This window comes from Enterococcus sp. DIV0187, assembly GCF_051713785.1.
Lineage (GTDB): Bacteria > Bacillota > Bacilli > Lactobacillales > Enterococcaceae > Enterococcus_A > Enterococcus_A avium.
Map to the genome: position 1 here is coordinate 1465695 of NZ_JBIOQO010000001.1, position 23913 is coordinate 1489607.

General features: G+C 40.2%; 22 protein-coding genes. 4 read left to right on the forward strand and 18 right to left on the reverse strand.

The window, feature by feature from the left end; translation table 11 throughout:
• Position 1: 1 nt before the first annotated feature.
• The 17 genes from nirB to IGI52_RS07320 form a co-directional block, all read right to left on the reverse strand.
• Positions 2–2440, reverse strand: coding sequence for a nitrite reductase large subunit NirB (nirB, locus tag IGI52_RS07240; protein WP_438780847.1), 2439 nt, complete (start codon positions 2438–2440; stop codon positions 2–4).
• A 388-nt stretch (positions 2441–2828) separates the two neighbouring features.
• Positions 2829–3515 carry a sirohydrochlorin chelatase gene (locus IGI52_RS07245; RefSeq protein WP_438780848.1) on the reverse strand — a complete coding sequence of 229 codons (687 nt, stop codon included), beginning with the start codon at positions 3513–3515 and terminating at the stop codon, positions 2829–2831.
• Between the two features lie 53 nt (positions 3516–3568).
• On the reverse strand, positions 3569–4201 hold the full coding sequence (locus tag IGI52_RS07250) for a response regulator transcription factor (protein ID WP_438780849.1): 633 nt from the start codon (positions 4199–4201) through the stop codon (positions 3569–3571).
• A complete protein-coding gene (locus tag IGI52_RS07255; RefSeq protein ID WP_137439866.1) occupies positions 4198–5181 on the reverse strand; it encodes a sensor histidine kinase in 984 nt (327 codons plus the stop codon). Before IGI52_RS07255 ends, IGI52_RS07250 begins: the two co-directional genes overlap by 4 nt.
• The gene (locus IGI52_RS07260) at positions 5174–5614 is read right to left on the reverse strand and encodes a GAF domain-containing protein (protein WP_438780850.1); all 441 of its coding nucleotides are present in this window, start codon (positions 5612–5614) and stop codon (positions 5174–5176) included. The genes IGI52_RS07255 and IGI52_RS07260 overlap by 8 nt, the downstream gene beginning before the upstream one ends.
• Positions 5615–5812: 198 nt before the next feature.
• A complete protein-coding gene (locus IGI52_RS07265; RefSeq protein ID WP_438780851.1) occupies positions 5813–6895 on the reverse strand; it encodes a helix-turn-helix domain-containing protein in 1083 nt (360 codons plus the stop codon).
• A 157-nt stretch (positions 6896–7052) separates the two neighbouring features.
• Positions 7053–8174, reverse strand: coding sequence for an aminotransferase (locus IGI52_RS07270; RefSeq protein WP_438780852.1), 1122 nt, complete (start codon positions 8172–8174; stop codon positions 7053–7055).
• Between the two features lie 320 nt (positions 8175–8494).
• Complete coding sequence (locus IGI52_RS07275) at positions 8495–9361, reverse strand: class II fructose-bisphosphate aldolase (RefSeq protein WP_438780853.1); 867 nt, start codon at positions 9359–9361, stop codon at positions 8495–8497.
• On the reverse strand, positions 9355–9894 hold the full coding sequence (locus IGI52_RS07280; protein WP_438780854.1) for a hypothetical protein: 540 nt from the start codon (positions 9892–9894) through the stop codon (positions 9355–9357). Before IGI52_RS07280 ends, IGI52_RS07275 begins: the two co-directional genes overlap by 7 nt.
• The gene (locus IGI52_RS07285) at positions 9891–11360 is read right to left on the reverse strand and encodes a xylulokinase (RefSeq protein WP_438780855.1); all 1470 of its coding nucleotides are present in this window, start codon (positions 11358–11360) and stop codon (positions 9891–9893) included. Before IGI52_RS07285 ends, IGI52_RS07280 begins: the two co-directional genes overlap by 4 nt.
• 19 nt (positions 11361–11379) lie before the next feature.
• Positions 11380–12423, reverse strand: a complete 1044-nt coding sequence (locus tag IGI52_RS07290; protein WP_102871450.1) for a zinc-dependent alcohol dehydrogenase — start codon at positions 12421–12423, stop codon at positions 11380–11382.
• A gap of 88 nt (positions 12424–12511) precedes the next feature.
• On the reverse strand, positions 12512–13342 hold the full coding sequence (locus tag IGI52_RS07295; protein WP_016181929.1) for a PTS system mannose/fructose/sorbose family transporter subunit IID: 831 nt from the start codon (positions 13340–13342) through the stop codon (positions 12512–12514).
• Positions 13335–14099 carry a PTS mannose/fructose/sorbose/N-acetylgalactosamine transporter subunit IIC gene (locus IGI52_RS07300; RefSeq protein WP_049222203.1) on the reverse strand — a complete coding sequence of 255 codons (765 nt, stop codon included), beginning with the start codon at positions 14097–14099 and terminating at the stop codon, positions 13335–13337. Before IGI52_RS07300 ends, IGI52_RS07295 begins: the two co-directional genes overlap by 8 nt.
• Positions 14100–14410: 311 nt before the next feature.
• Positions 14411–14887 carry a PTS sugar transporter subunit IIB gene (locus IGI52_RS07305; protein WP_016181927.1) on the reverse strand — a complete coding sequence of 159 codons (477 nt, stop codon included), beginning with the start codon at positions 14885–14887 and terminating at the stop codon, positions 14411–14413.
• Positions 14888–14918: 31 nt separating this feature from the next.
• Complete coding sequence (locus IGI52_RS07310; protein WP_438780856.1) at positions 14919–15332, reverse strand: PTS sugar transporter subunit IIA; 414 nt, start codon at positions 15330–15332, stop codon at positions 14919–14921.
• A 168-nt stretch (positions 15333–15500) separates the two neighbouring features.
• Positions 15501–17402 (reverse strand): BglG family transcription antiterminator, encoded by a 1902-nt coding sequence (locus IGI52_RS07315; RefSeq protein ID WP_438780857.1) that lies wholly within the window; start codon positions 17400–17402, stop codon positions 15501–15503.
• 24 nt (positions 17403–17426) lie between these two features.
• Positions 17427–18263 carry a class II aldolase gene (locus IGI52_RS07320; RefSeq protein ID WP_438780858.1) on the reverse strand — a complete coding sequence of 279 codons (837 nt, stop codon included), beginning with the start codon at positions 18261–18263 and terminating at the stop codon, positions 17427–17429.
• Positions 18264–18319: 56 nt separating this feature from the next.
• Here IGI52_RS07320 and IGI52_RS07325 point away from each other — a divergent pair, with 56 nt between their 5' ends.
• Positions 18320–18526, forward strand: a complete 207-nt coding sequence (locus IGI52_RS07325) for a hypothetical protein (RefSeq protein ID WP_438780859.1) — start codon at positions 18320–18322, stop codon at positions 18524–18526.
• A gap of 396 nt (positions 18527–18922) precedes the next feature.
• Here the strand turns inward: IGI52_RS07325 and IGI52_RS07330 are convergent, their stop codons facing one another.
• Positions 18923–20014, reverse strand: coding sequence for a hypothetical protein (locus tag IGI52_RS07330; protein WP_438780860.1), 1092 nt, complete (start codon positions 20012–20014; stop codon positions 18923–18925).
• Positions 20015–20817: 803 nt separating this feature from the next.
• Here IGI52_RS07330 and IGI52_RS07335 point away from each other — a divergent pair.
• From IGI52_RS07335 to IGI52_RS07345, 3 genes are all read left to right on the forward strand, one after another.
• On the forward strand, positions 20818–21672 hold the full coding sequence (locus IGI52_RS07335) for a helix-turn-helix domain-containing protein (protein WP_438780861.1): 855 nt from the start codon (positions 20818–20820) through the stop codon (positions 21670–21672).
• Between the two features lie 110 nt (positions 21673–21782).
• The gene (locus IGI52_RS07340; protein ID WP_438780862.1) at positions 21783–22892 is read left to right on the forward strand and encodes an ABC transporter ATP-binding protein; all 1110 of its coding nucleotides are present in this window, start codon (positions 21783–21785) and stop codon (positions 22890–22892) included.
• Positions 22893–23012: 120 nt separating this feature from the next.
• Entirely contained in the window at positions 23013–23771 is a 759-nt protein-coding gene (locus IGI52_RS07345; protein WP_049219370.1) for an IclR family transcriptional regulator, read from the forward strand.
• The last annotated feature ends 142 nt before the right edge of the window (positions 23772–23913 follow it).

Sequence of the window (23913 nt, forward strand, 5' to 3'; positions counted from 1 at the left end):
CTTATTCACCTACTCCCACTAATTCTGGCCGTTCAATGGTATACATTTTTTCTCTTAAATCCACGTCCTTGGTAATTGGTCCCCATGAATCCTGGCGGGCTTTAGCCGCAATCGCTTGATTAAGACTGTCCCAAAGTGTTTGACGTTTCTCAGCATCCAACAAAACAGCCTTAACATTTTCAAACCCCATTCGCTCCACCCAAGGCGCTGTTCGTTCACCATAAATTCCTGTTTCTCGATAGTATTGCAGCATTGCGCCACATAGTTCTATGACTTCCTCTTCCGTTTCAACGGTCACTAAATGCTGCGCTTCTACTAGCTCAGTCCCGCCATTTCCTCCAATTAGGATTTGGAAGCCATTTTCAACACCGATGATTCCAAAGTCCTTGACTGCTGATTCCACACAGCTTCGCGGACAGCCAGAAACACCTACCTTGAATTTGTGTGGCGTATCAATATACTCAAAGTTTTCTTCGATTTTAATTCCTAGTTCCATCGTCTTCTGGGTGCCAAAGCGACAGAAGCTTTGCCCGACACAGGTCTTAACCGAACGGAACACTTTCCCATAAGCTTGGGCAGCGACCATATCTAGCTCTTCCCAAATTTTAGGCAAATCTTGTTTCGTCACTCCGTATAAGCCGATACGCTGCGAACCCGTTACCTTTACTAATGGAACATTGTAGCGCTCCGCTACTTGAGCCAGTTTAATTAGCTGTTGCGGGGTCGTTTGTCCGCCGCGCATTCTTGGGATAACTGAGAAAGTCCCGTCCTTTTGAATATTGGCGTGCATTCGTTCATTGACTACTCGTGAATCTCGTTCATCTTCATGCTCCGCAGGCCAAGCGACATTCAGATAGAAATTGACCGCAGGACGGCATTTAGAACAGCCCTCAACGTTACGCCAATCTAGTTCAGCAAAGACCGCTTGCGTACTTGTCAGATGCTTAGCATAGATTTGTGTAACGACCTGATCACGATTTAAATCTGTACAAGGACAGATACCCGTTGCCGTGGTAACGGCATCCCCCAGTTCATATTCTAATAAGGTTTGGACCTGCGGCTTACACTTTCCACAGGAGGTACCAGCTTTCGTGACCTTTCCAACTTCTCCGACACTGGACAAGCCCTTTTCACGAATTGAACGCAAAATCGTGCCCTTATCAACGCCATTACAGCCGCAAACTGTTTCGTCATCTTCCCATTCGACAACGTCCGTCCCCATGCCTGCTCCTTCACCAATTGCTTGAAGCACAGCAATCGTCTGCAGATCCAGCTCGTTGATTTCTTGGCCTTTTTTCATCATATTGTAGTAGCGACTACCGTCATCAGTGTCGCCATAAAGCACGATTCCCTGAATTTTCCCATCCTTCAAGAAAATTTTCTTATATTTTTTAGAGGCGCTATCAAAGGCTTCGATACTGTCCATACCCTCAGTATTTATAATGTTGCCGGCAGAATAAAGATCCGCACCAGAAACCTTTAGTGAGGTAAAGGTCTTTGAACCTTGATAAGCTTTAACTCCTGGCTGCTCCGTAAGCAGATCTGCCAATATTTTTCCTTGCTCGAACAGCGGTGCCACAAGTCCGTAGCAAATACCATTGTGCTCGACACATTCGCCGACTCCGTAGATATTCGGAAGGCTGGTCTCCATGTAATCATTAATGACGATCCCGCGATTCACTTCTAAACCAATTTCCCGGGCCAGCTCCACCGCTGGACGAATACCGATCGACATCACGATCAAATCCGTTTCGATTTCTGTACCATTTGAAAAACGCATACCTGTCACGCGCTCGTTTCCTAAAATCTCTTCGGTACTATGCTCCATCAAGAATTTCAGGCCTTGCTCTTCAAGCTCTGCCTGCAATAACTTTCCGGCCTTCTCATCTAATTGTGTTTCCATCAGCCATTTTGCCAGATGGACAACCGTGACATCCATCCCTTGCTCCTGCAATCCCTTTGCCGCTTCAAGACCTAGCAAGCCGCCGCCAATAACGACCGCCTTTGAATATTTTGCTGCCGCAGCTAACATTTCTGCCGTATCGTCGATTGTTCGGAAAGCGGCCACCCCTTCCTTATCTGCTCCATGAATTGGCAGAATAAAGGGATGAGAACCGGTAGCGAAAATAATTTTGTCATAGGCAACAACTTCCCCTGATTCAGTTGTGATCGTTTTCACTTCTGTGTTTATACCTACCGCTGGATCTGCATTTTTCAGAATAATTTGATTTTCCAGATACCATTCGGTTGGGTTTGTAATGATTTCATCGACTGTCATTTTTTTCTGCAATACATTCGAAAGCATAATTCGATTGTAATTTGGATATTGCTCGCCCCCAATGATCGTAATCTCATACCGATCAGGATCGCGCTCCAAGATTTCTTCTACTGTACGAACGCCTGCCATTCCATTCCCAATTACCACTAACCGTTCTTTCACTATCTCCACCTCAGTTTCTATTTGTTCACATAATCACAATAAAGGATATCAAGTGTTTTTTATATTAGGGAATCCCCTAATTATTTAAGGAAGGCTTCGCGAACTCGCTCAGCTTTTGCTTATTGCCGATATGCTAGTTCTGCTTAACGGAGTTTAGCAGTAACTGTATGCATAGCTTGCGTAGAAAAGCTAGTTCGTGAAGCCGGACATGGATATGCTTGCTGTAAAGCGATTTATTCATGTGAAAATTTTATATCTTCTTTCATAGTCAAAAAAGCAGATATGACCTAAGTAATAGTCACACCTGCTTTTTCAAATAATTAATGTTACAGAGGCAGAAGCTTAAAAATAATCCTAAATTTCCTGAAGCGACCACTTTCTATCACGATTAAATGTAGGGCGTTAGTCTTTCAAGAATCGCTGAGACTAATGCTGCGCTATCTTGCATAGTAGGCAGCAGAATATCCTGTGCTCCTCTGTGTTCAATAATATTATTTTTTATTTTTCTCGCCAGATACCCCTCCGTTAAAAATAAACGTTGAATAATCATAGGTTGGCTGTGCTTCTCCAAAATAGGCAGATACGGATGCTCCCCATAATAATCAGCTGGATAGACCCTTCGTCCAAGTTGCCTTTCAAGCTTACTAGCGATTTGCTCTAGCTGCTTAAACGGTTCCTGATAATGGGGTGTGCCATGTGCGATCAAAAGTACCTCTGCCCTTGAATCCTTCACCGAGGTCACTTGCTGCAACAAGAATTTCTCAACTGCATGCGTTGTTCCCAAAGTAGGCAAGATTTGATAGGGCACCTGCTTATTAAGTGCTTTTTGGGCACGCTTCGGTAAATCCTCATTTGCGTGGGTGGCTGGAAAAAGCAGCACCGGCAGAAAAATAATCTCGCTTACCTGTTGCGATAATAAGGATTGAATAGCCATCTCTAAGGTTTGATGTTCACCTTCCAGCAGCCCTATTTCATAAGGGAGCGTAAGGTGTTTCGTTGCTGCTTCAATCCCTGAAAAATTTGCAACTGAAAGCTTGTTTTTGCGACCATGTAAAACAAAGATAATCCCGATCATTTCTCTTCTCCTAACTAAATCAGCTTACGCAGGCTCCAAACAATTCCTTTTTTTTAGAAATCAATCAAATGATTTTTTAAGCTATATTGTAATAGACTCGCGTAACTTTCCAATTTGAGTTTTTTTCGAATATTTGCCTTATGGACCTCTACTGTCTTTACGGAAATGAATAACCGTTCGGCGATTTGCTTATTATTATTTCCTAGGGCGATCAGTGGCAAAATCTCCTTCTCACGCTTAGACAAGCTGGCGTACAAAGGATCTTCTTTCTCTAACGTAATCTCGCCTAACTCCTGTTCCGTGTAGCCATCATAGTATCGCTTGCCAGCATAAACGCTTCGAATCGCTTTTGTCAAGGTCTCGTCATTTGCTGTCTTTAAAATAAATCCATCAGCCTTCGCCTTCATCGCCTCTTGCACATAGGAACGATCATCATACATGGTCAAAATAATCACCTTAACCTGCGGGAAGGTTTCCTTGATACGTTTAGCAGTCAATAAACCGTTCTCACCAGGAGGCATGCTGATATCCATTAAAAGAATATCAATTGGGTTGTTTTCAACCAGCATAAAGGCCTCGTGTCCATCTGCGGCATCTGCTACCACATCCATATCCAGCTGAGCATTCACTAAAAATGCCAAAGCATTACGAATCATCGCATGGTCATCCGCAATAAGAATTCTCACTTTATCTCCTCCTTCAGAGGAACATGAAGTTTGATACACGTTCCTTGGTTTGGTCTAGCGTAAATGGTTAACTTACTATTAATTGAATGGGCACGCTCCTTCATATTTGCCAGACCAAATCCCTTTTCCTTATGCTCTCCTTCAAATCCGATTCCCTGATCCTTTATTTCAACTAGCAAATCTTCAGTCTGAAACGAAAGCCGAACAGTCATTTGATTTTCACCTGAATACTTCATCGCGTTGTTGACTGCTTCCTGAATAATTCGGTAAATGGTTATTCGCGTGGTTTCATTCATAGTTTGCTCTTCACCTTCACGCAACAGATTTATTTCAAAACCGGTCATTTCACTGGTTCGCTCAACAAACTGTTCCAATGCGTGAACAAGTCCAAAGGCATCAATCGCCATTGGCCGCAATTCACTAGCCATTTCTTTAATTTCAGTTAGAACCTCTGAAAAATGACGATCGATCCCTTTTAATTTCTCCATCTGGGCATCGGAAGACAACCATTTTAATCCTCGCGTTTCCAGCATCAAGCTGTAGACACTTTGAGCAATACCGTCATGCAAATCTTGAGCAATTTTCTTTCGTTCATACTCACGCGCATTATTTAAGTAATCAAAAAAGGAGGTCTCGGTAGAAATAGTTGGCCGTGCTTGAATTTGCAAAATTCTCTGCTTACCATCAGATTGTAGGCTTCCCCAGAACTCTTCTTGTTTTCCATTGCAATCGATTAAAACAAATGGAAATCCGGACGGAGATATTTTTCCTGGCAATGAGCAATTTAAGCACTCTTCTTTTGTGCTATGCAGCGCACACCCTTCCCCTCGACTAATTTCCAATATTGCTTTTAAGCTAAATCGATAATTTGTTTCAATCTGCTTGGCTAATTGTGTAACCGCCAACACCTGATCGGATTGATCTAAAAGCCATAGTGCTTCTTGGATACGTTGAAACAATGATAAAGGAAATTCAATCATCCTGATCCTCCGCGAACAGTTCGCTCAATTCACTTGTCAGCTTTTCCAATTGTTCTTTTTCAGTCCTAGTAAACTGATGATTTTGGCGATAGCCCAGCAACAAGACCGCCACCACTTCTTTGCGCTTGATTACCGGAGCTGCTAAGGCGACCTGTAATTTTTCTAGTCTAGCAATTGGATAATCAATCAGCTTTTCTGGCTGCTCTAGTATATTCTCATCTAATTGTGTTCGTGCTGTTTTCCAAACCAATCCAGCAATACCTCTGCCGATTTGCAATCGAATCTTTTTATAGGCCTCACTTTGATTCCCCGCTACATAAATCCAGCGAATCTCCTTTGGCTTATCGTCTGTCGCTACATTACATGCAATCCCAGCAAAATCACACGCTAGTCGCTGCTGATGCGTTTGCAGCCATTTTTGAATGGTGTCCATAGTGATTACTCCAATTCCTTATTTTTTCTTACTTTTAAAATTCGCTCATAATTTCACTATTATCATACCAAAGTCTTGGCAATAACCCTATATCCAAAATGATTATTCGACTAAGGAGGCGATACTTTGAAAGTGATAGGATTTTTAGCACGTTAAAAAGACTGGATAATTAGTTATCCAGCCCTCCAGATTCGTAATCTATTCTTTCAGCATTCTCAGTTCAGTTAATAATGCTGAAAATCGCTGGTCTTCCAACAATGGATAAAATTCCTCAGATTGTTCAATTAAATCAGCCATTCGTTCTGCGATATATTGGGTGGAAACGGAGGAGTCCTTCAACTCAATTTGATTGAATAGAAGGTCTTTTCTTGGATTCTTCAATGCAAAGGCTGTTTTTAAAGCAGGGATAAATTTTTTTAATTCCTTTAGTGCTTCATCGTTTTTTCCTTGAATCGCTAAAATTTCAGCTTTAAACAAATAGTAATTGGCATTGGTGCCAGAAATCTGATCAATATGAAGCAGTTTATCCATTTCGATACCAATTTCAACAATTTCAATCGCTTTTTCATACTCCTTCTGCTTACGCGCGACTTTTGCTATGTGATAAAGATTCAGACTAGCATCTCGTAATTCTTGGAATAGACAAAGCTGACTCAGCTTCAAAGATTCCTCATAGGCTTCCCTTCTATATAGAATAGTTGTCTTCATCATTCGAGGATCTTGATTTACTGGTGGTAATTCCTCGATCACCACTTCAGCCTTGGCTAATTGCTCATCCATCAAATAGAGGCTTGCCAAAACATGCAGAGAGGCTTGCTTCAATTCAAGATTTTCCGATGTTCGAAGCCCCTCAAATGATTGAAATGCTTCATGAAGTTGATGCTTCATCTGACTCTCCTCAGAAGAAGCGTTCAGATAGAAGATATACACTGAAGCTAGGCGAAAGCGTAACAGGTCATCACTAGGATAGGCTTTCAGCAGCGCGTCGCAAAAGTCCATTGCCTGTTGACTATCACCTGTTTCAAAAATAGATCGGGCTTCTTTTTCAAAATTCGCTACTTCCAGCTCGCTCAATGCTTTCTTAAAATTGACTAGCTGATCCACATTCGTCTTCAACAATCGTGCCAACGGGCCTAATAAGGAAATGTCTGGATAGGTACTGTCTGTCTCCCACTTCGACACGGCAGCAGTTGTGACTCCTAAAGCTGCTGCTACCTGCCCCTGTGTCAAATTCTGTTCTTTTCTAAGCTTCTGGATAATCCTTCCCATTAACAACGTCATGTTAACCGCCCCTCTCTGATCACCTTTAGTGTACCATTGCTTGTCGTAATTGATAATGGAGCAGTTGTTAACGAATTGTAGGATTTTATTAACCAACAAGATTATTTCTACAGCAAAAAAGCGTAAGACCTTAGAAAGATCATTACGCTCTCAAATTTTAAATCGTCGCCAAGTATTCAGAAAATTTGTTCAAACCGGCAATTAATTCTTCTGTACTACAGCTATACCCGATCCGAACACAGTTTTCAAATTCAAAACAATCTCCAGGAGTAAACAGCAAGCCATGATTATCGATCAGATCAAGACAGAGTTCTCTGCTTGGAAGATCAAAATCATAATAAAGCAGTGTCACGGTACCTGCCTGTGGTTTTACATAAGAGATGTGGGGTTCTTTTGCTACCCACTCATCTAAAATCTTCAAATTGTCACGTACGATTTTTAGATTCCTTGCCAAGATTTTTTCTTTATTTGCTAAAGCGATCGCAGCTAGTTCCTCATCAATCATGCCGCAGCTGATAGTATTATGATCACGGTGAAGTAAGCACTGCTCTAACGCTTCGACATTTTTTGTCGCAATCCAGCCTAACCGCAGCCCAGCCAGCGACCACACCTTCGACATACTGCTGACACTGATGCCTTTTTCATACATATCTGCAATTGAAGGGCTCTCCACCTCTTCTTGAGTCAATCCGCGATACGTCTCATCTGAAAGAATATAAGCATCTGCTGCTCTAGCAATCTCAATAATTTCCTCCAGCATCCCACGATCCATTAAAGCACCAGAAGGATTGTTAGGATTATTAATGATGATCATTTTCGTTTTTGAACTGACCTGATTTCTCAATTGCGTCAAGTCAGGCAAGAAATTATTTTCAGGTGTCAGCACATGCTGCTTCACCGTTGCTTGGAATGAAGCCGGAATCGAATACAGCTGCTGATACGTTGGTAGTACAGCTACCACCTCATCCTCAGGTTCAACCAATGAATAGAGCACCAAGTGATTTGCGCCAATCGCGCCATGGGTCGTCGTGATATCCTCTGCTTGGATTGTTTCGTAAAGGGAAGCAATCCCTTCTTTAAACTTTGGATTGCCAAAAATATGTCCATAAGTCAGGCGCTTTTGCGTCAGTTCGTTTAACACTTCCTGCTTATTTAATCCAGCAATCGCGAATAACTCATCCATGCTGATGGAGTCAACGCAGGTTTCTCCTGTATTATAAATTGCTTTGTCCTCATGTTCATTCATCCATAATTCTACTTTGAATGGCGCTATTTTCATTCGATCGCTCCCTTTTCCTCACATTCGATGATTTTTTTATCAGCAAAATTTCATCATCCTTTTATTATAGAGGATATGGTGCAAGGGAGCTAGAGAGAATTCATTTTTTCAGTAAAGATAGCTGTTTTTTGCTTAATCTAAAATGTTCTTTGTTAGCCCATTACTTTAAAAAAATCAGAACAACTGTATTTAACGAGCGGCTGGATATCTGGCGCCGTATTACTTTTACTGTGGATGCAGAATAATTCGAAATCCTCATCATTCAAGAAAAACGGTGCATAATCACCTTTCCTGATTACGCACCGTTTCATCTTCTCATTCTATTTTCCGTTAAAAATCTTCAACGCTTCCATATAATCTTCTCGCAACCCTTTTGTTGCAGCCTCAATACAATCTTCCAAGAAATAATCCTGATTATCCGCCTTCAGGTAATCCCTCAATGCAGCGGCGCCCGCTTGATTCGCATAGGTATAGTAATTGATTTTAGCGATGCCGTTTTCTATCGCGGTTCGATAATCACTAGCTTCTACCCCTGAACCGCCATGCATAACCAGTGGAATTTTCACTTCGTCATAAATTTTCTTAACTCGATCTAAATCTAATTTCGGCTCCTTCAAATAAACACCATGAACCGTACCAAAAGCCACAGCTAAACAATCCACAGCAGTCGCATCCACAAAATCCTTGGCTTGATTGGGATCAGTATAAATATCTGTTTCGCCAATTTGATCATCGTCTGGAGCGCGTCCTTCGCCACCGCCCAATGATGAGGTAAAAACATGCCCCAACTCTGCTTCAACACTGACGCCTAAACTATGGGCAATTTTAACAATTTCTTTGGTGCGAGCAATGTTTTCTTCAAAAGGTAAATCTGAGGCATCGATCATGACTGAAGTAAAGCCCAGCTTCATCGCCTGCATAATCATCTCAAAGCTTTTTCCATGATCCAAGTGAACAACTACTGGAACTTTGCTGCGTTTAGCATATTGGAGCATGATCGGACCAATCTCTTCTAATGAGATCAATGAAGCATGGCCCTCAGCATGCTGCAAAATCACTGGCACATTTACCTCTTCGGCCGCTTGAATTGCAGCTCGGATCATTTCTAAATTGGGTACATTAAAGGCTGCGATCGCTTGTTTTTCTGCTCTGGCTTTGACTAACACTTCTTGCAATCCGACTAACATGCCACGACCTCCTTCGATTGATTGACTTCGACAACAATATTTTTCGCCAATGAACGCATCGTTTTATAAGCCATGCTATCAATATTGATGTAATTCGGGATCAGCCAAATATCCCGGCTCTTGTTTTGGAAAGTCAAAACAACTTTGATACAGCCTAATTGCTGCGGCTTTTTCTTGACCACTCTTTCAATCTGTTCCTCCACAAGCTGGCAATCTACAATTGCAGAAAAGGAATAGACTTCTGGTTTTAACGTTTCCTTGGTATATTTTTTATGATTCGGCAGACAAATCTGCTGGTTGTAATCATCGAAGAAAATTAATTGATTGATCCTTCGTGAAATTTCAAATGTCTCCTCTTTGTTTTCTTCAAGAGGTACTTTCATAATTTCCAATAGCTCTGCTTTGGTTTTCCTTTTGATTGTCTGAGAAAAATTCATACTGGCCTTCTCGTAACAAGTTTTGCAGACGTGCCCTTCTGCACACTTGAATTTAATTAGCTTTAATGAGGCACTGCAAAGCAAACACTCTTTCATGATTCTTCACCTCCGAAAAGTCGTAAATGTTGGGATAATTTTAGATAATTTTCGTAACGCTGGTTGTACTTTGCGCTAATCACTGGATCAGGAGGGATCACCTGAGCATCACTTTTCGGAAAAACAAAGCTTCCTTCCACACCCATCATTGCTAAAATCGCCGCTCCGTGGACAGCCTCTTGCGAAGTCTGTATCCGCTTGGTTGGATAGCCTAAAACATTGGCAAAAATCTTAATCCACAGTTCGCTTTTGGCACCACCGCCAACGATGGTAAAATATTGCGGGGCTTCGTCATTTTTCAGTGAAAGAAACAATTGACGAATACCAAAAGCCAATCCTTCCAGCACGGCCAGATACATTTCCGCTCTTCTTGTCTCCAATCCTAGTCCGATAAAAGCACCCTTCAAATTGGGATCGGCAAAAAGTGTTTTTTCACCATTCATATGGGGAAAGAAGAGCACCTCGTTTTTTCCCAACAGCGTTAACGGAATTTCTTCTTGTTCCTTTGTATAGTTCTTGGTTCGTAAAATTTTTTCCATCCACCAGCTATTGATTTTCGCTCCAGATTGGACCGTTCCTTGCGTAATGATTGCCTCATCCTCATCAGTCAGTTTGGCCACAACATTTTTGCCTATCTGCTTTAATTGATGATGAGCATTTGGAATTACCACCACTCCTGAAGTCCCTAATGAGACCAGCGGCTGCATATTTTCGAAGCTTCCAGAAATCAACGCGGAGGCCACGTTGTCACCAGTACCAGAAACCACTGGTATGGTGCTCTCGATATTCAACTCCCGACATATTTCCTTCGTCAACTCGCCAATAATCGTCGATGCTGGTCGAATATCGGGAAAGAAACTCCTCGGTAAATCAAACAATTCTTGAACCTCTTCAGACCAGCAATCCGCATGTAAATCATAAAGAGAGGACGTAGACGCATCGCAATAGTCCGTGGTATAGGTGCCGGTCAATTTCAATTTCACATAATCTTTTGCAATCAGAAATTTATTGATCTGCTGATATTGCTCTGGTTCGTGCTCTTTTACCCATAATAAATTAGCTAAAGGACTGCCGGTCGAGACGATTTTAGCAAGATGAACCGTCTCCGCTTTACTTTCCAAACGCTGCTTGATTTCTGATAAACTGCTCTTTGTACGATTGTCGTTCCACATAATGGCTGGTCGAACGGAAAGACCGTGTTTGTCAACAAACACGGTCGTGTGCATCTGTCCGGTAATTCCAATTCCTGCGACCGTTTCGGCAGGAACCTGTTGGAACAGCTCTTTTAAGCCTTTTATCACGAGTTCGCCCCATGTATCTGGTTCAATCTCCGTCCAGCCTTTCTGAGGGACAAGGTAGTCATAGGCATACTGCTTTTCAAAAACCGTTTCTAATTGCTTAGTTACAGCAGCTACCTTAATCGACGTGGTGCCGATATCTAATCCAACATAAACAGATGCACTCATTTTCTTCTCCTGCTTTCTTCTAATCAAAGGTAATCATTGTTTTTAATGTATCTGGTCTTAACGCATATTCAAAGGCTTCAACTGCCTCCGTGTAATCAAAAGTCTTCGCTAATAATGGTGTTACGTCTACGATTCCTTTTGCAATCAATTGAACCGAACGATAAAAGGTTGGTATTTTAGGACTGACTGTTCCAGTAATCAACTTTTCATAAGAATGGACCGCCCCCATATCGGTCGGCACGGGCTCATTCGGATGCAGCGAGCTGAACATAAAGGTTTGCCCCCCAGTTGCTGTAAAATCCATAGCCTGTTTCGCAATTTGCGGAAGAGCCGTAGTATTGAAAACAACTTCCGCGCCGCGTCCTTCTGTATGTTCTTTGACAAAATTCACCGCATCGACCTTGGTTGGATCAAAGGTGAGGTCCGCACCTAATTCCTCCGCCAATTTCCTGCGTTCAGCATTGGGTTCACTGAGAATAACACGCGTTCCTGACAATTTCGCCAAAACGACATGAAAAAGTCCCATCACTCCGCCGCCAATAATCACCACGTCCTGTCCAAACATCAGCTGGGCCCGTTCAACACTATTTACCACACAGGCCAACGGTTCGGTAAATGCACTATGGGTAAAAGGAACCTCTTTCGGATATTTGTAAAGATCGCGACTTTTTACGGCGATGTATTGCGACATCCCTAAAAAGCCGGAAATGCCATCAGGGTTTTGGAAGGTCGTTGATTTTGACACCTCGATACATAAATTCTCACGCCCTGTTTTACAATAATGGCACTCTCCGCAGGCTGGAATAATGTATTTAACGACATGATCTCCCACATCAAAATGTTCAGGATTTACATCGCTGCCGATTTCAACAACTTCTCCGCTAAACTCATGACCGCCAATTCTTGGATAGGTATATTTCATGTCGCCTAAATAATCGCGCAAATCATTGGTACAAAGGCCATTTGCTCTAACCTTCATTAGTACTTCATCCTTTTCGATCTTCGGCATTGGCAGCTCTTGAATCTCCAGCTGCTTGATTCCTGTTTCAACAATTGCTTTCATTTCATAGCCTCGTTCCTGTTAAGGTAATATTTTTATCTGGTTAACCAGCCCAAACCACACTTGCTGATAGTTTGAGCTGGTCGATAGCTTAGCCTAAAATCCCAAAGAAGCCCGCAACTACTCCGACAACGACGATCAGACCAATGATTTTTAATGAAGACCAGCCTTTTTTCATTAAGAAATAAATCAGCATAGTAAAGGCAAATGGTAAAATATTCGGCATCACGGCATCCAGGAACTGTTCCTGAACTTTAAAGGTTGTGGTGGAGCTGACGATCTTCAAGGCAACATGCATTTTTACATAACTAGAAATCAGACCGCCCATTACCATACAACCCATGATTTCGGCGCCGCGCAGAACCTTATTTAACAGACCCTTCTCGAGAAAATCCATGACGGCATCTGCTCCGGCTCGATAACCGAACATGAAGTTGGCATAACTCATGCCCCAAGCGATCGCGATAATAGCAACAGCGTAAATGATCGAACCCCAGATTGTTCCTTTTAATGTCAAATCAATACAGATCGCTAACAAGATTGGGATTAAAACTCCTTGAAAAATCGTATCGCCGATCCCCGACAGCGGCCCCATCAATGATGTCTTCAAACTCGTAATAAACTCACTTGGAATCGCAACACCTTTGGCTTTTTGTTCCTCCAGCGCAATAATCATTCCGATAATACAAGAACCAAATTCGATATGCACATTGAAGAATTCAATTTCACGCTTCATCATTTCTTTTTTCTTTTCCGGATCATCGTTATACAAACGTTTCGAAATAGGAACGAAAACATGTGCAACCGCTTGGCCCATCATCCGTTCATAGTTGTAACAGGTTTGCGGTAAATTTTCCCAAATCAGCCAAGAGCGAATTAGATCCTTTTTGCGAATAACACTTCCTTCTACCTCTTTACTCATAGATTTCGTCCTCCTCTGAATCAGATTTATTGCCTGTCGCTTGTACATAGATCAATGCTGTTAATCCGGCGATCACACCTAATGGTAATAAATCCAAACCAGAATAAGTCGCTAAAATAAAGCCTAAGAACAAGAAGACACGCGCCTCTCCTTTAAAAATATATTGCAAAGTGATCGCAACCCCTAAAGCCGGCATCATTCCGCCGATAACTGTGAAGATCGTCAGAGCCGTTCCGCTCAATGCCTCAATGAATCCTGAGATGTAGCTCGCTCCGAAGTAAGCCGCCAATCCACAAGGAATGATCGTGATTACTGCGGTCAAAAGCTGCGGAAAGAGGACATTGGCTCGCCAAATTTTATTGTATTCGCCATTTTCGATATAATTATCTGCCACGTGAACAAAGATTGAACCAAAGGTCATTCGCCCATACCAGACGATTGTTCCTAACAAACCGATCGGTACAGCAACTGACAAAGCTGTTTTGGCATCAAGTCCACCTGTGATAGCGAAGGCTGTTCCTAAAATCCCCGCCAATGCCATATCAGCAGGCATTGATCCCCCAGCTGAAATAAAGCCTAGATAAACTAAATTGATCGAAGCGCCTGTCATTGCCCCCGTCAGCGGGTCACCCAAAATAATTCCTGTAATAAGTCCGCATACCAATGGTCTTTGTAATGACCATAATCCAACAAAGGGTAGATTTCCTATCGCTAGAAAATAAACAACCCCACATAGAAAAGCTTGAAAAACTGACATACATTTTTCCTCCTTATTCTTAATAATGTATCTATTTTTTTCAAAAATAGGTTCGATTTTCATGCCGTATATCATCCAACTATACTTCTCGACAAAGTTAATTTACTCAGTTTGTTTTTTTCTTCGTCGCATTTTAATCCTGCGAAAAGTTGGACTGACATCCTTATTCTTAATAATGTATCTATTTTTTTCAAAAATAGGTTCGATTTTCATGCCGTATATCATCCAACTATACTTCTGGACAAGTTGATTGACTCATTTTGTTTTTTTCTTCGTTGCATTTTAATTCTGCAAAAAGTTGAACTGATATTTTATAATAAATTTGTAATCTCAATTAACCGTTGTTCAGGTACTAATTGATAGAAAACATGGACCCCCTTATCAACCATCTGACGGATCGCTTCCACCTCCGCTTCATCACATGCTACATTTTTGATAAATGGTTTTCGTTCATCGCGAATCCCCATTCCGCCAAGATTTACTTGCGGCAAATCAATCCCGCCTTCAACCAATTTGGCATACGTGATTGGTGTCTTGGTTAAGAGTAAAACACGTTCTTTTTCATTAAATGGTTTTTTTAGCTCTTCGATTCCTTCTTCAGTCGTAAAGGCATCCACTCTGACCTTCGTTGGTGCTAACGCTTTCAATATTCTTTTTTGGAAAGGGTCGCTGGCTACAATGTCATCAATAATGATAATATGGTTAATACTGTATGAAGGCGTCCAAGCTGTAACCACCTCCCCATGAATCAATCGATCATCTACTCGCGCAAAAACAATGTTTTTCATATTACTCGCTCCTTTTTTTCAGTTTTTTGTATTAATCTTCTAAATTTACGCCTAAATAATTATTGACATCGATAAATGTGGCAGGAGCTTCACGTAGCAGCTTGGCACAGATATCCTCGGCTGAATCCGTTTCATTCATTCTAGCCATAAAAGCCTCTAGCACCATCGGCAAGTTCATTCCGGTAATGTGACGAACCGGATACTCGCCCATCAATCCAACCACCGCATTAAATGGACTGCCGCTGAATAGATCGGTGAAACAAATAATATCCCCTCCGCCGCCAAATTCTTCAATTGCTTGTTTGACTTTAGCCTTCAGACCGCCGATATCATCCTTTGGGTACAAGCCAAAAGCCTTAACCTCTGTCTGTTCCCCAACGATCATCTGGGCACTTTCTAAAATACTCTTTGCGAGATCACCATGTGACACAAAAATATATTTCATGTTCATCCTCCTACTTCATGTCTAATGTACTTATTTTTTCAAAATAAAAAATTGAGTTTCACCACGTAGATCATTCTGCTAAATCGCTGGTACAACAACTCTTGTAACCAAAGATTTCACTTTCTTTTGTCGCAACCTGCAAAAGCAGAACGGATATCCTAGTCTCTACTAAATGTATTCATCCAAGAGCTGAGAAAGATTTTCTCGGAAATTCTCAAAAGTCGGATTTTTGATGACGCGATCAACAAATCCTTTTTCCTGAATGATTTTTGCTAGATAGTTCCATAATTGAAACACCTTGGCATTATTTTTTTCAATCGCCACTAACATGACCAAATGCACCTTGTTCCCATCTGAATCCCAATCAAGTTCATTCTTCAGTAAAATGACTGACACAAACGTTTCCGCAAGGATTGGATTGATCGGATGGGGCAATGCAATACCATTTCCAAAATAACTGCTGCCGATCTCTTCCCTTAGTTCAACTGCCTCTCTTAATTGAAAAACCTTATCGCCAACTTTTGAAACAGAGATAGAACAAAGCTTATCCAAGACTTCCTTCTTGTTGGTAAAATGACCATATCGAAAAAGTGCTTCATCAAACAGATTGACGATTTCAAATTTATCATTAAATCCATCGATGGCTAATTTGATTTTGGAATATTCTTGTTCGCTAGGGAAAAAGCTGATCAAAATCGCCCCCATTTTATCAGTCAATTCAGTTTGCTCCGTCGTAAAAATGACATCATAATCCTCAATATCCAGAAATCCAACCTCATGGGTGTTCACTAAAGTCAATATCGTAATTTCATTTGAGAACCAGGTAGCGAAGCGCTGCCTCAGAAGAATACTTTCACTGCGTTTTAAGCTAGTGATGATCAAAATCCGCTTCTTGCCGGAAATATCGTTGTATTTTGCTAGATATTGATTGAAGTAAATTGCCAGATAAGCGATCTCGCCTTCTTCAATTTTCTTGTCGATCGTATTTTGCAGCAGCATACACATATAGGCAGCAATATCAAATCCTAATGGAAAGGATTGCTTGATTTGATCCAGCAATTTATTTTCATTTTGAATATTGTATTCAATTCTTGTGAGTAATGGCATCAGGTGTAAAGCTAATGAAATTCGTAAATCAATTTCTTGACGAAAATCAATATCAAATTTTTCATTGATTTCCTTCAACGCATGAAGAATGAAGGTATTGACCTCTTCAGAGATATAGTCGTCATTTTCATAATCACTTTTACCTTTGATATAGATCGCCAGATTAAGAATTTCTTCTTGCGAAACCTTGAAATAGGAACGTTCAGCCAAACGCTGGAATATTTCTGTCGAAACCTCCATCTCTGAGTCAAAGTCCGTGATTCCTCCAAATTCATCTGAACCGATATAGAAGCCGCTTTTCATTCGTTTGATCGCCATTTCGATATGGACGATCAAGTTTTGGAAAAGCGTTTCGGAAATATGAAAATGATGCTTCAAAAGAACACTGACTAAAACCATCTCAATCTCTTGCCGGAAGGATTCTTCGGTTTCCATATTGCTTTGATTCTGATGAATATCCAGATGACCCAATTTCAATAAGCATTTTCTTTTATCGTATTCATTTCCACTGATAAAAATCCCTGAATTTCGTTTTCGCTCCACACTCAACTGATAATTACTCAACAGCTTGTCTGCTTCCTTTAAATCCATATTCAACGTTGACGAAGCAATAAATAGCTGATCAAGAATTTTTTGACGGTTGATCGGCCTTTTCTGATTCAACAGTAATACACACAATTTTCTTACTCGATCTGATTGATTTGATTCACTTATGTTTTCTTTTTGCTGGATATTTACTTGAAAAGCCGTATAATCCTTGATGATCAACTGACTGCCCTTAGATGCCACTGAGATCAGCTCAGCATATCGGGTAGTCGCTAAATGCTCCCGTATTTTTTTAATATCTGATTGCACTGTACGCATGCTTACTTGAAATTTTTCTACAAAATGGTCAGCAGTTAAAAAAGAGGGGCTGTGTCGTTCAAATTCTTGAATCATTTCTTTTTGTCTCTTTGTTAACACGTTATCTCCCTCCCTGTTTTAACCTTATTTCTCATTTACCTCGGTGATGATGGCTTTTACTCGATCTTCGACGTTGTCGATCGCCAGTTTTGAAAGCGACATAATATCAAATTCATTATGATTTCTTTCATAGGCTTGACCAAAGGTTCGGATAAAGGCCTGACGAAGATCGGAACCATAATTTACTTTAATCAAATTTTGCTGCTTCGCTCTTCTAACTTGATCAAAAGGAATTCCCGAACCACCATGCAAAACTAACGGAACCGATGATCGCGCCGCAACTTTCTCTAACAATGGGAAATCTAGATTCGGAGTCAGATCCATCCCATGCACATTTCCAATCGATACCGCCAACAAATCACAGCTGGTCCGCTCAACAAACTCTTTGACATCTTCAGGATTGGTTTTCGCATCTTCTTCAGAAATATGATCATCTTCTTTACCGCTGATCGCTCCTAGCTCCGCTTCCACCGGTATTCCATAAAAATGACAATACTCAACCGTTCGTCGAACTTCTTCAATATTTTCTTCAAATGGCAGGTGTGACGCGTCTACCATGATCGAAGTGAATCCCGCTTCAATACACGCCTTCACATCTTCAAAGCTCTTTCCATGATCCAAATGTAAGGCAACTGGAACAGACGCTTCTTTCATTGCTGATTTAACCATGTCAGCGATAATCTTTGGATTAGAAAGCTTCAAATTACTCGATGAAATAGCAATGTATCCTCCTAAGCCTTTTTCCTGATAGCCGCGAATGATTCCTGCCGTAAGCTCATAATTGGTTGTGTTGAATGCAGGTAAGACTAAACCTTTTTCTTTTGCATAATCCATCAACTTAAAACCATTTACTAATTGCATGTTGTGTGCCCTTCTTTCTCTCTTACTACCTGAATCATATAATGAAAGAAGAGAGCTTGGAGCCGAACTTTCTGCAGGATCAATCATGCAATTATTTGTACAAGTCAATCCTTGCGATCCAGATAATCATGACCATTACTTATTTATCCAGTTTTTTAGCGTCTTCCACAAAAGTTCGCGCCATTGGTAACAAAAAAGTTGCAGGAACGATCATGCAATCATCGTTGCTAAAGCATGCTTCAATTAATGACAACTATGAATAGTTTAAAAAATCTCTTTTTTACTGTTGACCATAACAGTAGGCGTACCATTTGATTATCTCAAAATTATAGTGCCGTGAATATTTTGATTAAAAAAAATGCGGAATTGCCTTATCATAGCTAATTCCGCATCCTTAATATTTATCTAAAATTTCGTGAATCTTTATGTGTAGGAAAATCAGTCACTTAATTCTTTAATCAGCAAAAGCTGTAATCACAGGATCTGTCAGATTTTCATGCTGGATTATCCAATGAATATTCGATTCTTCATTTGCAGTTCTTCCTTTGGCACACTTCTCCCTAAAAGCCCATTAGCAATACAATCAATCTTTATTACCATAACTGAAATCGCTATGTCCATGACAAATAACCCTTGAAAAAGGGATATAAAAATTTCTTCTATACCTTGCTAAATCTTTTCAGTAGCGCCCGTTCCGTTTTTGTATACTTCTTTTTGGGTGCGCTGTTGGATTTTGGTGGTTTTTCGGTAGGCTTTTCGAGAGATGTTTCCATCTTGGCTTCAGCTGCCACTAAAAACGGTATTTCTTCGCCTTTTTCCGATTCAGATTGATTAGACTTAGATGATCGCCGCTCTTTATCAGAAGTATCCGGAACAATTCGATCATTTAGCCTCGTTTTCTGTGAGATTACTTTATTGTAAGGTAACATGTCAAAATCTTCTTCACTTACCTCACCGAGCTCCGCTTCACGCATTATCGCTTCTGCTTCCTTTAGTAAACTTTTGATTAATGTAATCAGCTGTTCCTTATTCAGCAAATGAAGGTCGTAGCCCTTCAATAGATCTGACTCTGCATATGTAACCGCTTTTATTTTTTGAGGTTCAACAACAACTTCTTTTGCTTCTTGCTCTTTAGGTGCTCGTGTACTATAAAGCGTAGTGGTCCCTTGGCATTCGCAATCTAAGAATTTTGCAAATTGGCGTATATCTCCCTTTTTAAAAATTGTCATTTTTGTCAGAATGCCAAGCATGCGCTTCGTCTCTTCAAGGGTGTTCTTTGGATCAACGTCTCTCAATTTCCATGCATGCTTCTTCCCACTTTCATCTTCAAAGTAAGAGATAAGTGTAAAGCTATCGTATTTTTCAGTAATTTCAGCAGTCCCTTTGTTTTTCAAGTAGCTCTCAAAGATTCGGATCTTTTTGGTTGCTTTATAATAATTTGTTTCAGTTTTAAACAGACGTTTAATAACCGTGATCCATTCAGATTCTTCCACATAATCCTTCAAGAATGGACAAAACTTTTTAAGTGTTTCACTCGGCTCAGCATGAAAAAGCAGCTCACGAACAAGGTCTTGGCAAGGTAGTGAAAAATCACTAACCACCAATGCATTTCTTAAGATGATCGCGATAACGTATTCTATTACTAGATCTACATTTCCGGTCTCTTCCCAGAATTTGCACACTTTTTTCTCTAGGTTTTCCCTTTTTTTGACTGTAAAAAGTTGTCTCCTTGTCAGCTGCTTCATTTCCATGTATTTCGCTTCCTTTCCACTCACCGAGTATCCGTTTTCTTAGTTATCATAATTATGAAACAAAATGAAGAAAAATGGAAATCCAGCTTGCTTTGACAAAGAAACATTATTAGTAACTTGTCATTCTTGTTTAAGTCGACTTATTATGATTGCTAAAACAGAAAACGAGATTTCTCAGATACCTTCTAAAAATAATCAACAAAGAAACAGTCAAAAATTTTGAAAGCGGATTATAAAACATGAAAAATCAAACTGAAAATTATTACTTCTTGAATACTATTCTTTTTTTTAAATTTTTTTATTTGTCCTGAATTCTTATGCGTTCTAAACTTCTCTAAACTATAGAATTACATGAAGATAATCGCTGTTTCTAACCCAAAATGACCGCAAAAAAACCGTTGCAAGTTACACGACGATTCTTCTTATAGTGATCTCTCAATCGACATATAGATCAGTGTTGTTAGAATCAGAATAATTCTGATATGGATACTGACTCTAAATTTGAATATCCAAACTAACGCCGATGTCTTTTGCTCCATGCGCGGTTACTGGTGTAGTTCATCATCATTTGTTTTCCCCTTCCTTTTTCATAAAAAGACCATTAACCAAATTAAAAAGAACGAACACCCGAAACTTTTTTATGCTTTTCCCTTTAGAAATTATTAGACAAAAGACTGCATACATTACTTTTAGAACCTATAGAATGAAATTGACTTTTCCAAATATACCTTCTACTCTTAAGATAAATGACGAATTATAAAGCTTGAACGCTGTCGATCATTTATTATAAAGGAGCTGCTTTTATGAACTATCAAGAAATCAAATCATTGTTCCCCTCCTCTTCATTGCAGACCACAAACGATCATAGTCCTGATGATATAGCTATTCCCGTAGAAGCTGGATTCATTCGGATACCGAAGAAAGAATTAACTGCCCGTGAAGAAGAACTCTTAACTCTTCTCTTTGGTAAAAATAAAATTGATAAAGAAAAACATTCTTGGTATTCATTTTTATTCGAAAACAAATCAATTGACCAAGAAGGCCATTACCGAGTGATTCAAATAAAACTTAGCACCTCTGATTTCCCGCTAAAAGAACTTTGGATTGAAGAAATCAAACAAATTTTTCCGAATATCGTAGACTTCTTTTTTACAACCGAAACTACCGCCTTTCTCGTTGAAAAAGAATCCGATGACTATTTGAGTACCAATGACCTTGATGGCTTGTTTCTAGCTCTTGATACGGATTTCAATGTTTCGACAAGATTATTTGTGGGGTCCTTTCATTCTAGCCAACATAAATTTGCTGAATTTTTTTCTGAAGAGCAAACAGTCTTTTGGGAAACAACGACAAACTTGAAATGCAAAGATATCTCCAATGTGGCGATGTCCTTCTATTCAAACGAGAACATAAAAGCCAGTGTGCTTTTATCGGAGCTTTATACAATGTGGCTTAAGAAAAGTGAGATGTGTGAGATTATTCCGGCACTTTGGAACAATCTAGGAAATCTCAGCTCGACGGCAAAAGATTTGTATATGCATCGCAACACGCTGCTATATAAAATTGAAAAATTTTATTCTGAAACAGGACTTAATTTGAAAGAAGCGAATGCTTTATTTCTTGGTTACCTTCTTATCTTGAATTTTCATCATTCCTAGGATTTCGGCAAACTATACAAAAATTGGCATTTTTCTTGTGTACATTCACGTTGAGAGAAGAAAGCGCAATCATGTATAGTTTGAGTAACAAATCGAGGAGGGAACAAAACATGGTTGAAATCGCTTTAAATGGTATCCACAAGAAATATGAGAACAATGAGAATTACTCGGTCACGGATTTTAATTTACATATCAAGGATCGCGAGTTTATTGTATTCGTTGGCCCATCAGGTTGCGGGAAATCTACTACCTTAAGAATGATCGCTGGATTAGAGGATATTTCTGAAGGTGAATTTCTGATAGACGGCAAACTGATGAACGATGTTGCGCCCAAGGACAGAGATATTGCGATGGTTTTCCAAAACTACGCACTTTATCCGCATATGACAGTCTTTGACAATATGGCTTTCGGGCTTAAGCTGCGAAAATTTGATAAAAACGACATAAAAAATCGGGTTGAAAATGCTGCTGAGATTTTGGGCTTGACTGAGTATCTTCACAGAAAACCTTCTGCTTTATCTGGTGGACAAAGACAGCGTGTTGCCCTAGGACGAGCAATTGTCAGAGATGCGCAAGTCTTTCTGATGGATGAACCTTTATCCAATCTTGATGCCAAGCTGAGAGTCGCCATGCGAGCAGAGATCGCTAAACTTCATCAACGCTTAAATACTACCACCATTTATGTTACCCATGACCAGACTGAAGCCATGACCATGGCGGATCGAATCGTCATCATGAAGGATGGCTTTATCCAACAAATAGGCTCCCCGCAAGAAGTCTACAATACGCCTAAGAATGTCTTTGTAGCTGGCTTTATTGGCTCTCCGGCGATGAACTTCTTCACCGTTAGACTATCAAATGGCTGTATTATCAATGAGCATGGTCTGAACTTAAGAATTCCGCAAGGGAAAAATAAAGTCTTAGTCGAAAAAGGCTATGAAGGCAAAGAAATGATTTTTGGCATTCGACCTGAAGATATTCATACCGAGCAAATTGTCATAGATGCGACACCAGAAGCTACTGTAAGATCAGAGATCGTTGTTTCCGAATTACTTGGTGCAGAAACCATGCTTTATTCAAAAATTGGCGATACAGAATTTGTCTCACGTGTTGATGCCCGCGATTTCCATCAACCAGGTGAGAAAATTGATTTAGCCTTTGATTTAAATAAGAGTCACTTTTTTGATAGTGACACGCAAGAAGCGATTACACTGCCTTAAATCAAGCACATTTGTACTAAAGACCGCCCATTTTCACAAGGGTGGTCTTTTTGCTTTACTTGAGTAGTTGATTTTTCTTATTTATCGTATATAATTTCCTATATAGAAAGGATGAGAGAGATGTCAGAAGCAAAACCCTACGGAACGGTACTCATAAAAGCAGCCAAAATCATGGATTTTTTAGCAGAGGAGCCTGATCAATCCCTTCAGGAAATTACAGCTGCTACAAAGATGACACCTTCAACAACTATTAAAATATTAGACACCTTAGTCCTAATTGGCTATGTAAAAAAAAGTGAGCATAAAACCTATCGGCTAGGTTCAAAATTAATTCGCTACGCCAACCAACGGCTTGAACAAATAGATCTGGCAGAAATCACTCTTCCCTATCTAGAAAAGCTTCAGCAAACGATTGACGAAACCATTCATTTAGGAATTTTGAGCGATAATGAAATTCTCTACATAAACAAGCTGGAAGCGAAGCACCAAACGATTCGCATGTCGTCAAAAATTGGGATCACACGTCCGTTATACAGTTCTGCTATGGGAAAGGCTGTCCTAGCAACCTTTTCTCAGGAGGAATTTGATCAATATCTGGCAGAGCATACGCTGGTTCCTCATACAGAAAATACGATCACCAATCCTCTGAGATTGGCAAAAGAGCTGAAGGAAATCCGGCATTCAGGGATTGCCTTTGACGATGAAGAAGTCGAATTAGATATCTTTTGTGTTGGGGCTTCCTTAGAAAAAGATGGAAAAGCGATCGGTGCTTTTAGTGTCAGTATGCCTAAATACCGACTAAACGATGAGAAAAAACAATTGATTATTCAAACAATTCTCCAAACCAAAAAAGAGCTGGAACAGCTGTTAAACAAATAAAAAAAGATGGCTTAGCTGATTGGACACGTATCTGTCCAATCAGCTTTTTTCTATTTGAAAGCTGGTGTGCTCTTTCTTCAAACAAAATAGAAAGAAAAACAATTTTCTTCATTAAACCGTTTGCAATTTCTCCTATTCCATG

Bases quoted from the DNA above. Each gene is read 5' to 3' on its own strand.
- IGI52_RS07255 (WP_137439866.1), bottom strand. From the start codon at position 5,181: ATGATTGAATTTCCTTTATCATTGTTTCAACGTATCCAAGAAGCACTA.
- IGI52_RS07260 (WP_438780850.1), bottom strand. From the start codon at position 5,614: ATGGACACCATTCAAAAATGGCTGCAAACGCATCAGCAGCGACTAGCG.
- IGI52_RS07275 (WP_438780853.1), bottom strand. From the start codon at position 9,361: ATGTTAGTCGGATTGCAAGAAGTGTTAGTCAAAGCCAGAGCAGAAAAA.
- IGI52_RS07245 (WP_438780848.1), bottom strand. From the start codon at position 3,515: ATGATCGGGATTATCTTTGTTTTACATGGTCGCAAAAACAAGCTTTCA.
- IGI52_RS07345 (WP_049219370.1), top strand. From the start codon at position 23,013: ATGTCAGAAGCAAAACCCTACGGAACGGTACTCATAAAAGCAGCCAAA.
- IGI52_RS07265 (WP_438780851.1), bottom strand. From the start codon at position 6,895: ATGACGTTGTTAATGGGAAGGATTATCCAGAAGCTTAGAAAAGAACAG.
- IGI52_RS07310 (WP_438780856.1), bottom strand. From the start codon at position 15,332: ATGAAATATATTTTTGTGTCACATGGTGATCTCGCAAAGAGTATTTTA.
- IGI52_RS07300 (WP_049222203.1), bottom strand. From the start codon at position 14,099: ATGTCAGTTTTTCAAGCTTTTCTATGTGGGGTTGTTTATTTTCTAGCG.
- IGI52_RS07335 (WP_438780861.1), top strand. From the start codon at position 20,818: ATGAACTATCAAGAAATCAAATCATTGTTCCCCTCCTCTTCATTGCAG.
- IGI52_RS07290 (WP_102871450.1), bottom strand. From the start codon at position 12,423: ATGAAAGCAATTGTTGAAACAGGAATCAAGCAGCTGGAGATTCAAGAG.
- IGI52_RS07320 (WP_438780858.1), bottom strand. From the start codon at position 18,263: ATGCAATTAGTAAATGGTTTTAAGTTGATGGATTATGCAAAAGAAAAA.
- IGI52_RS07330 (WP_438780860.1), bottom strand. From the start codon at position 20,014: ATGGAAATGAAGCAGCTGACAAGGAGACAACTTTTTACAGTCAAAAAA.
- IGI52_RS07340 (WP_438780862.1), top strand. From the start codon at position 21,783: ATGGTTGAAATCGCTTTAAATGGTATCCACAAGAAATATGAGAACAAT.
- IGI52_RS07285 (WP_438780855.1), bottom strand. From the start codon at position 11,360: ATGAGTGCATCTGTTTATGTTGGATTAGATATCGGCACCACGTCGATT.
- IGI52_RS07280 (WP_438780854.1), bottom strand. From the start codon at position 9,894: ATGAAAGAGTGTTTGCTTTGCAGTGCCTCATTAAAGCTAATTAAATTC.
- IGI52_RS07295 (WP_016181929.1), bottom strand. From the start codon at position 13,342: ATGAGTAAAGAGGTAGAAGGAAGTGTTATTCGCAAAAAGGATCTAATT.
- IGI52_RS07270 (WP_438780852.1), bottom strand. From the start codon at position 8,174: ATGAAAATAGCGCCATTCAAAGTAGAATTATGGATGAATGAACATGAG.
- IGI52_RS07305 (WP_016181927.1), bottom strand. From the start codon at position 14,887: ATGAAAAACATTGTTTTTGCGCGAGTAGATGATCGATTGATTCATGGG.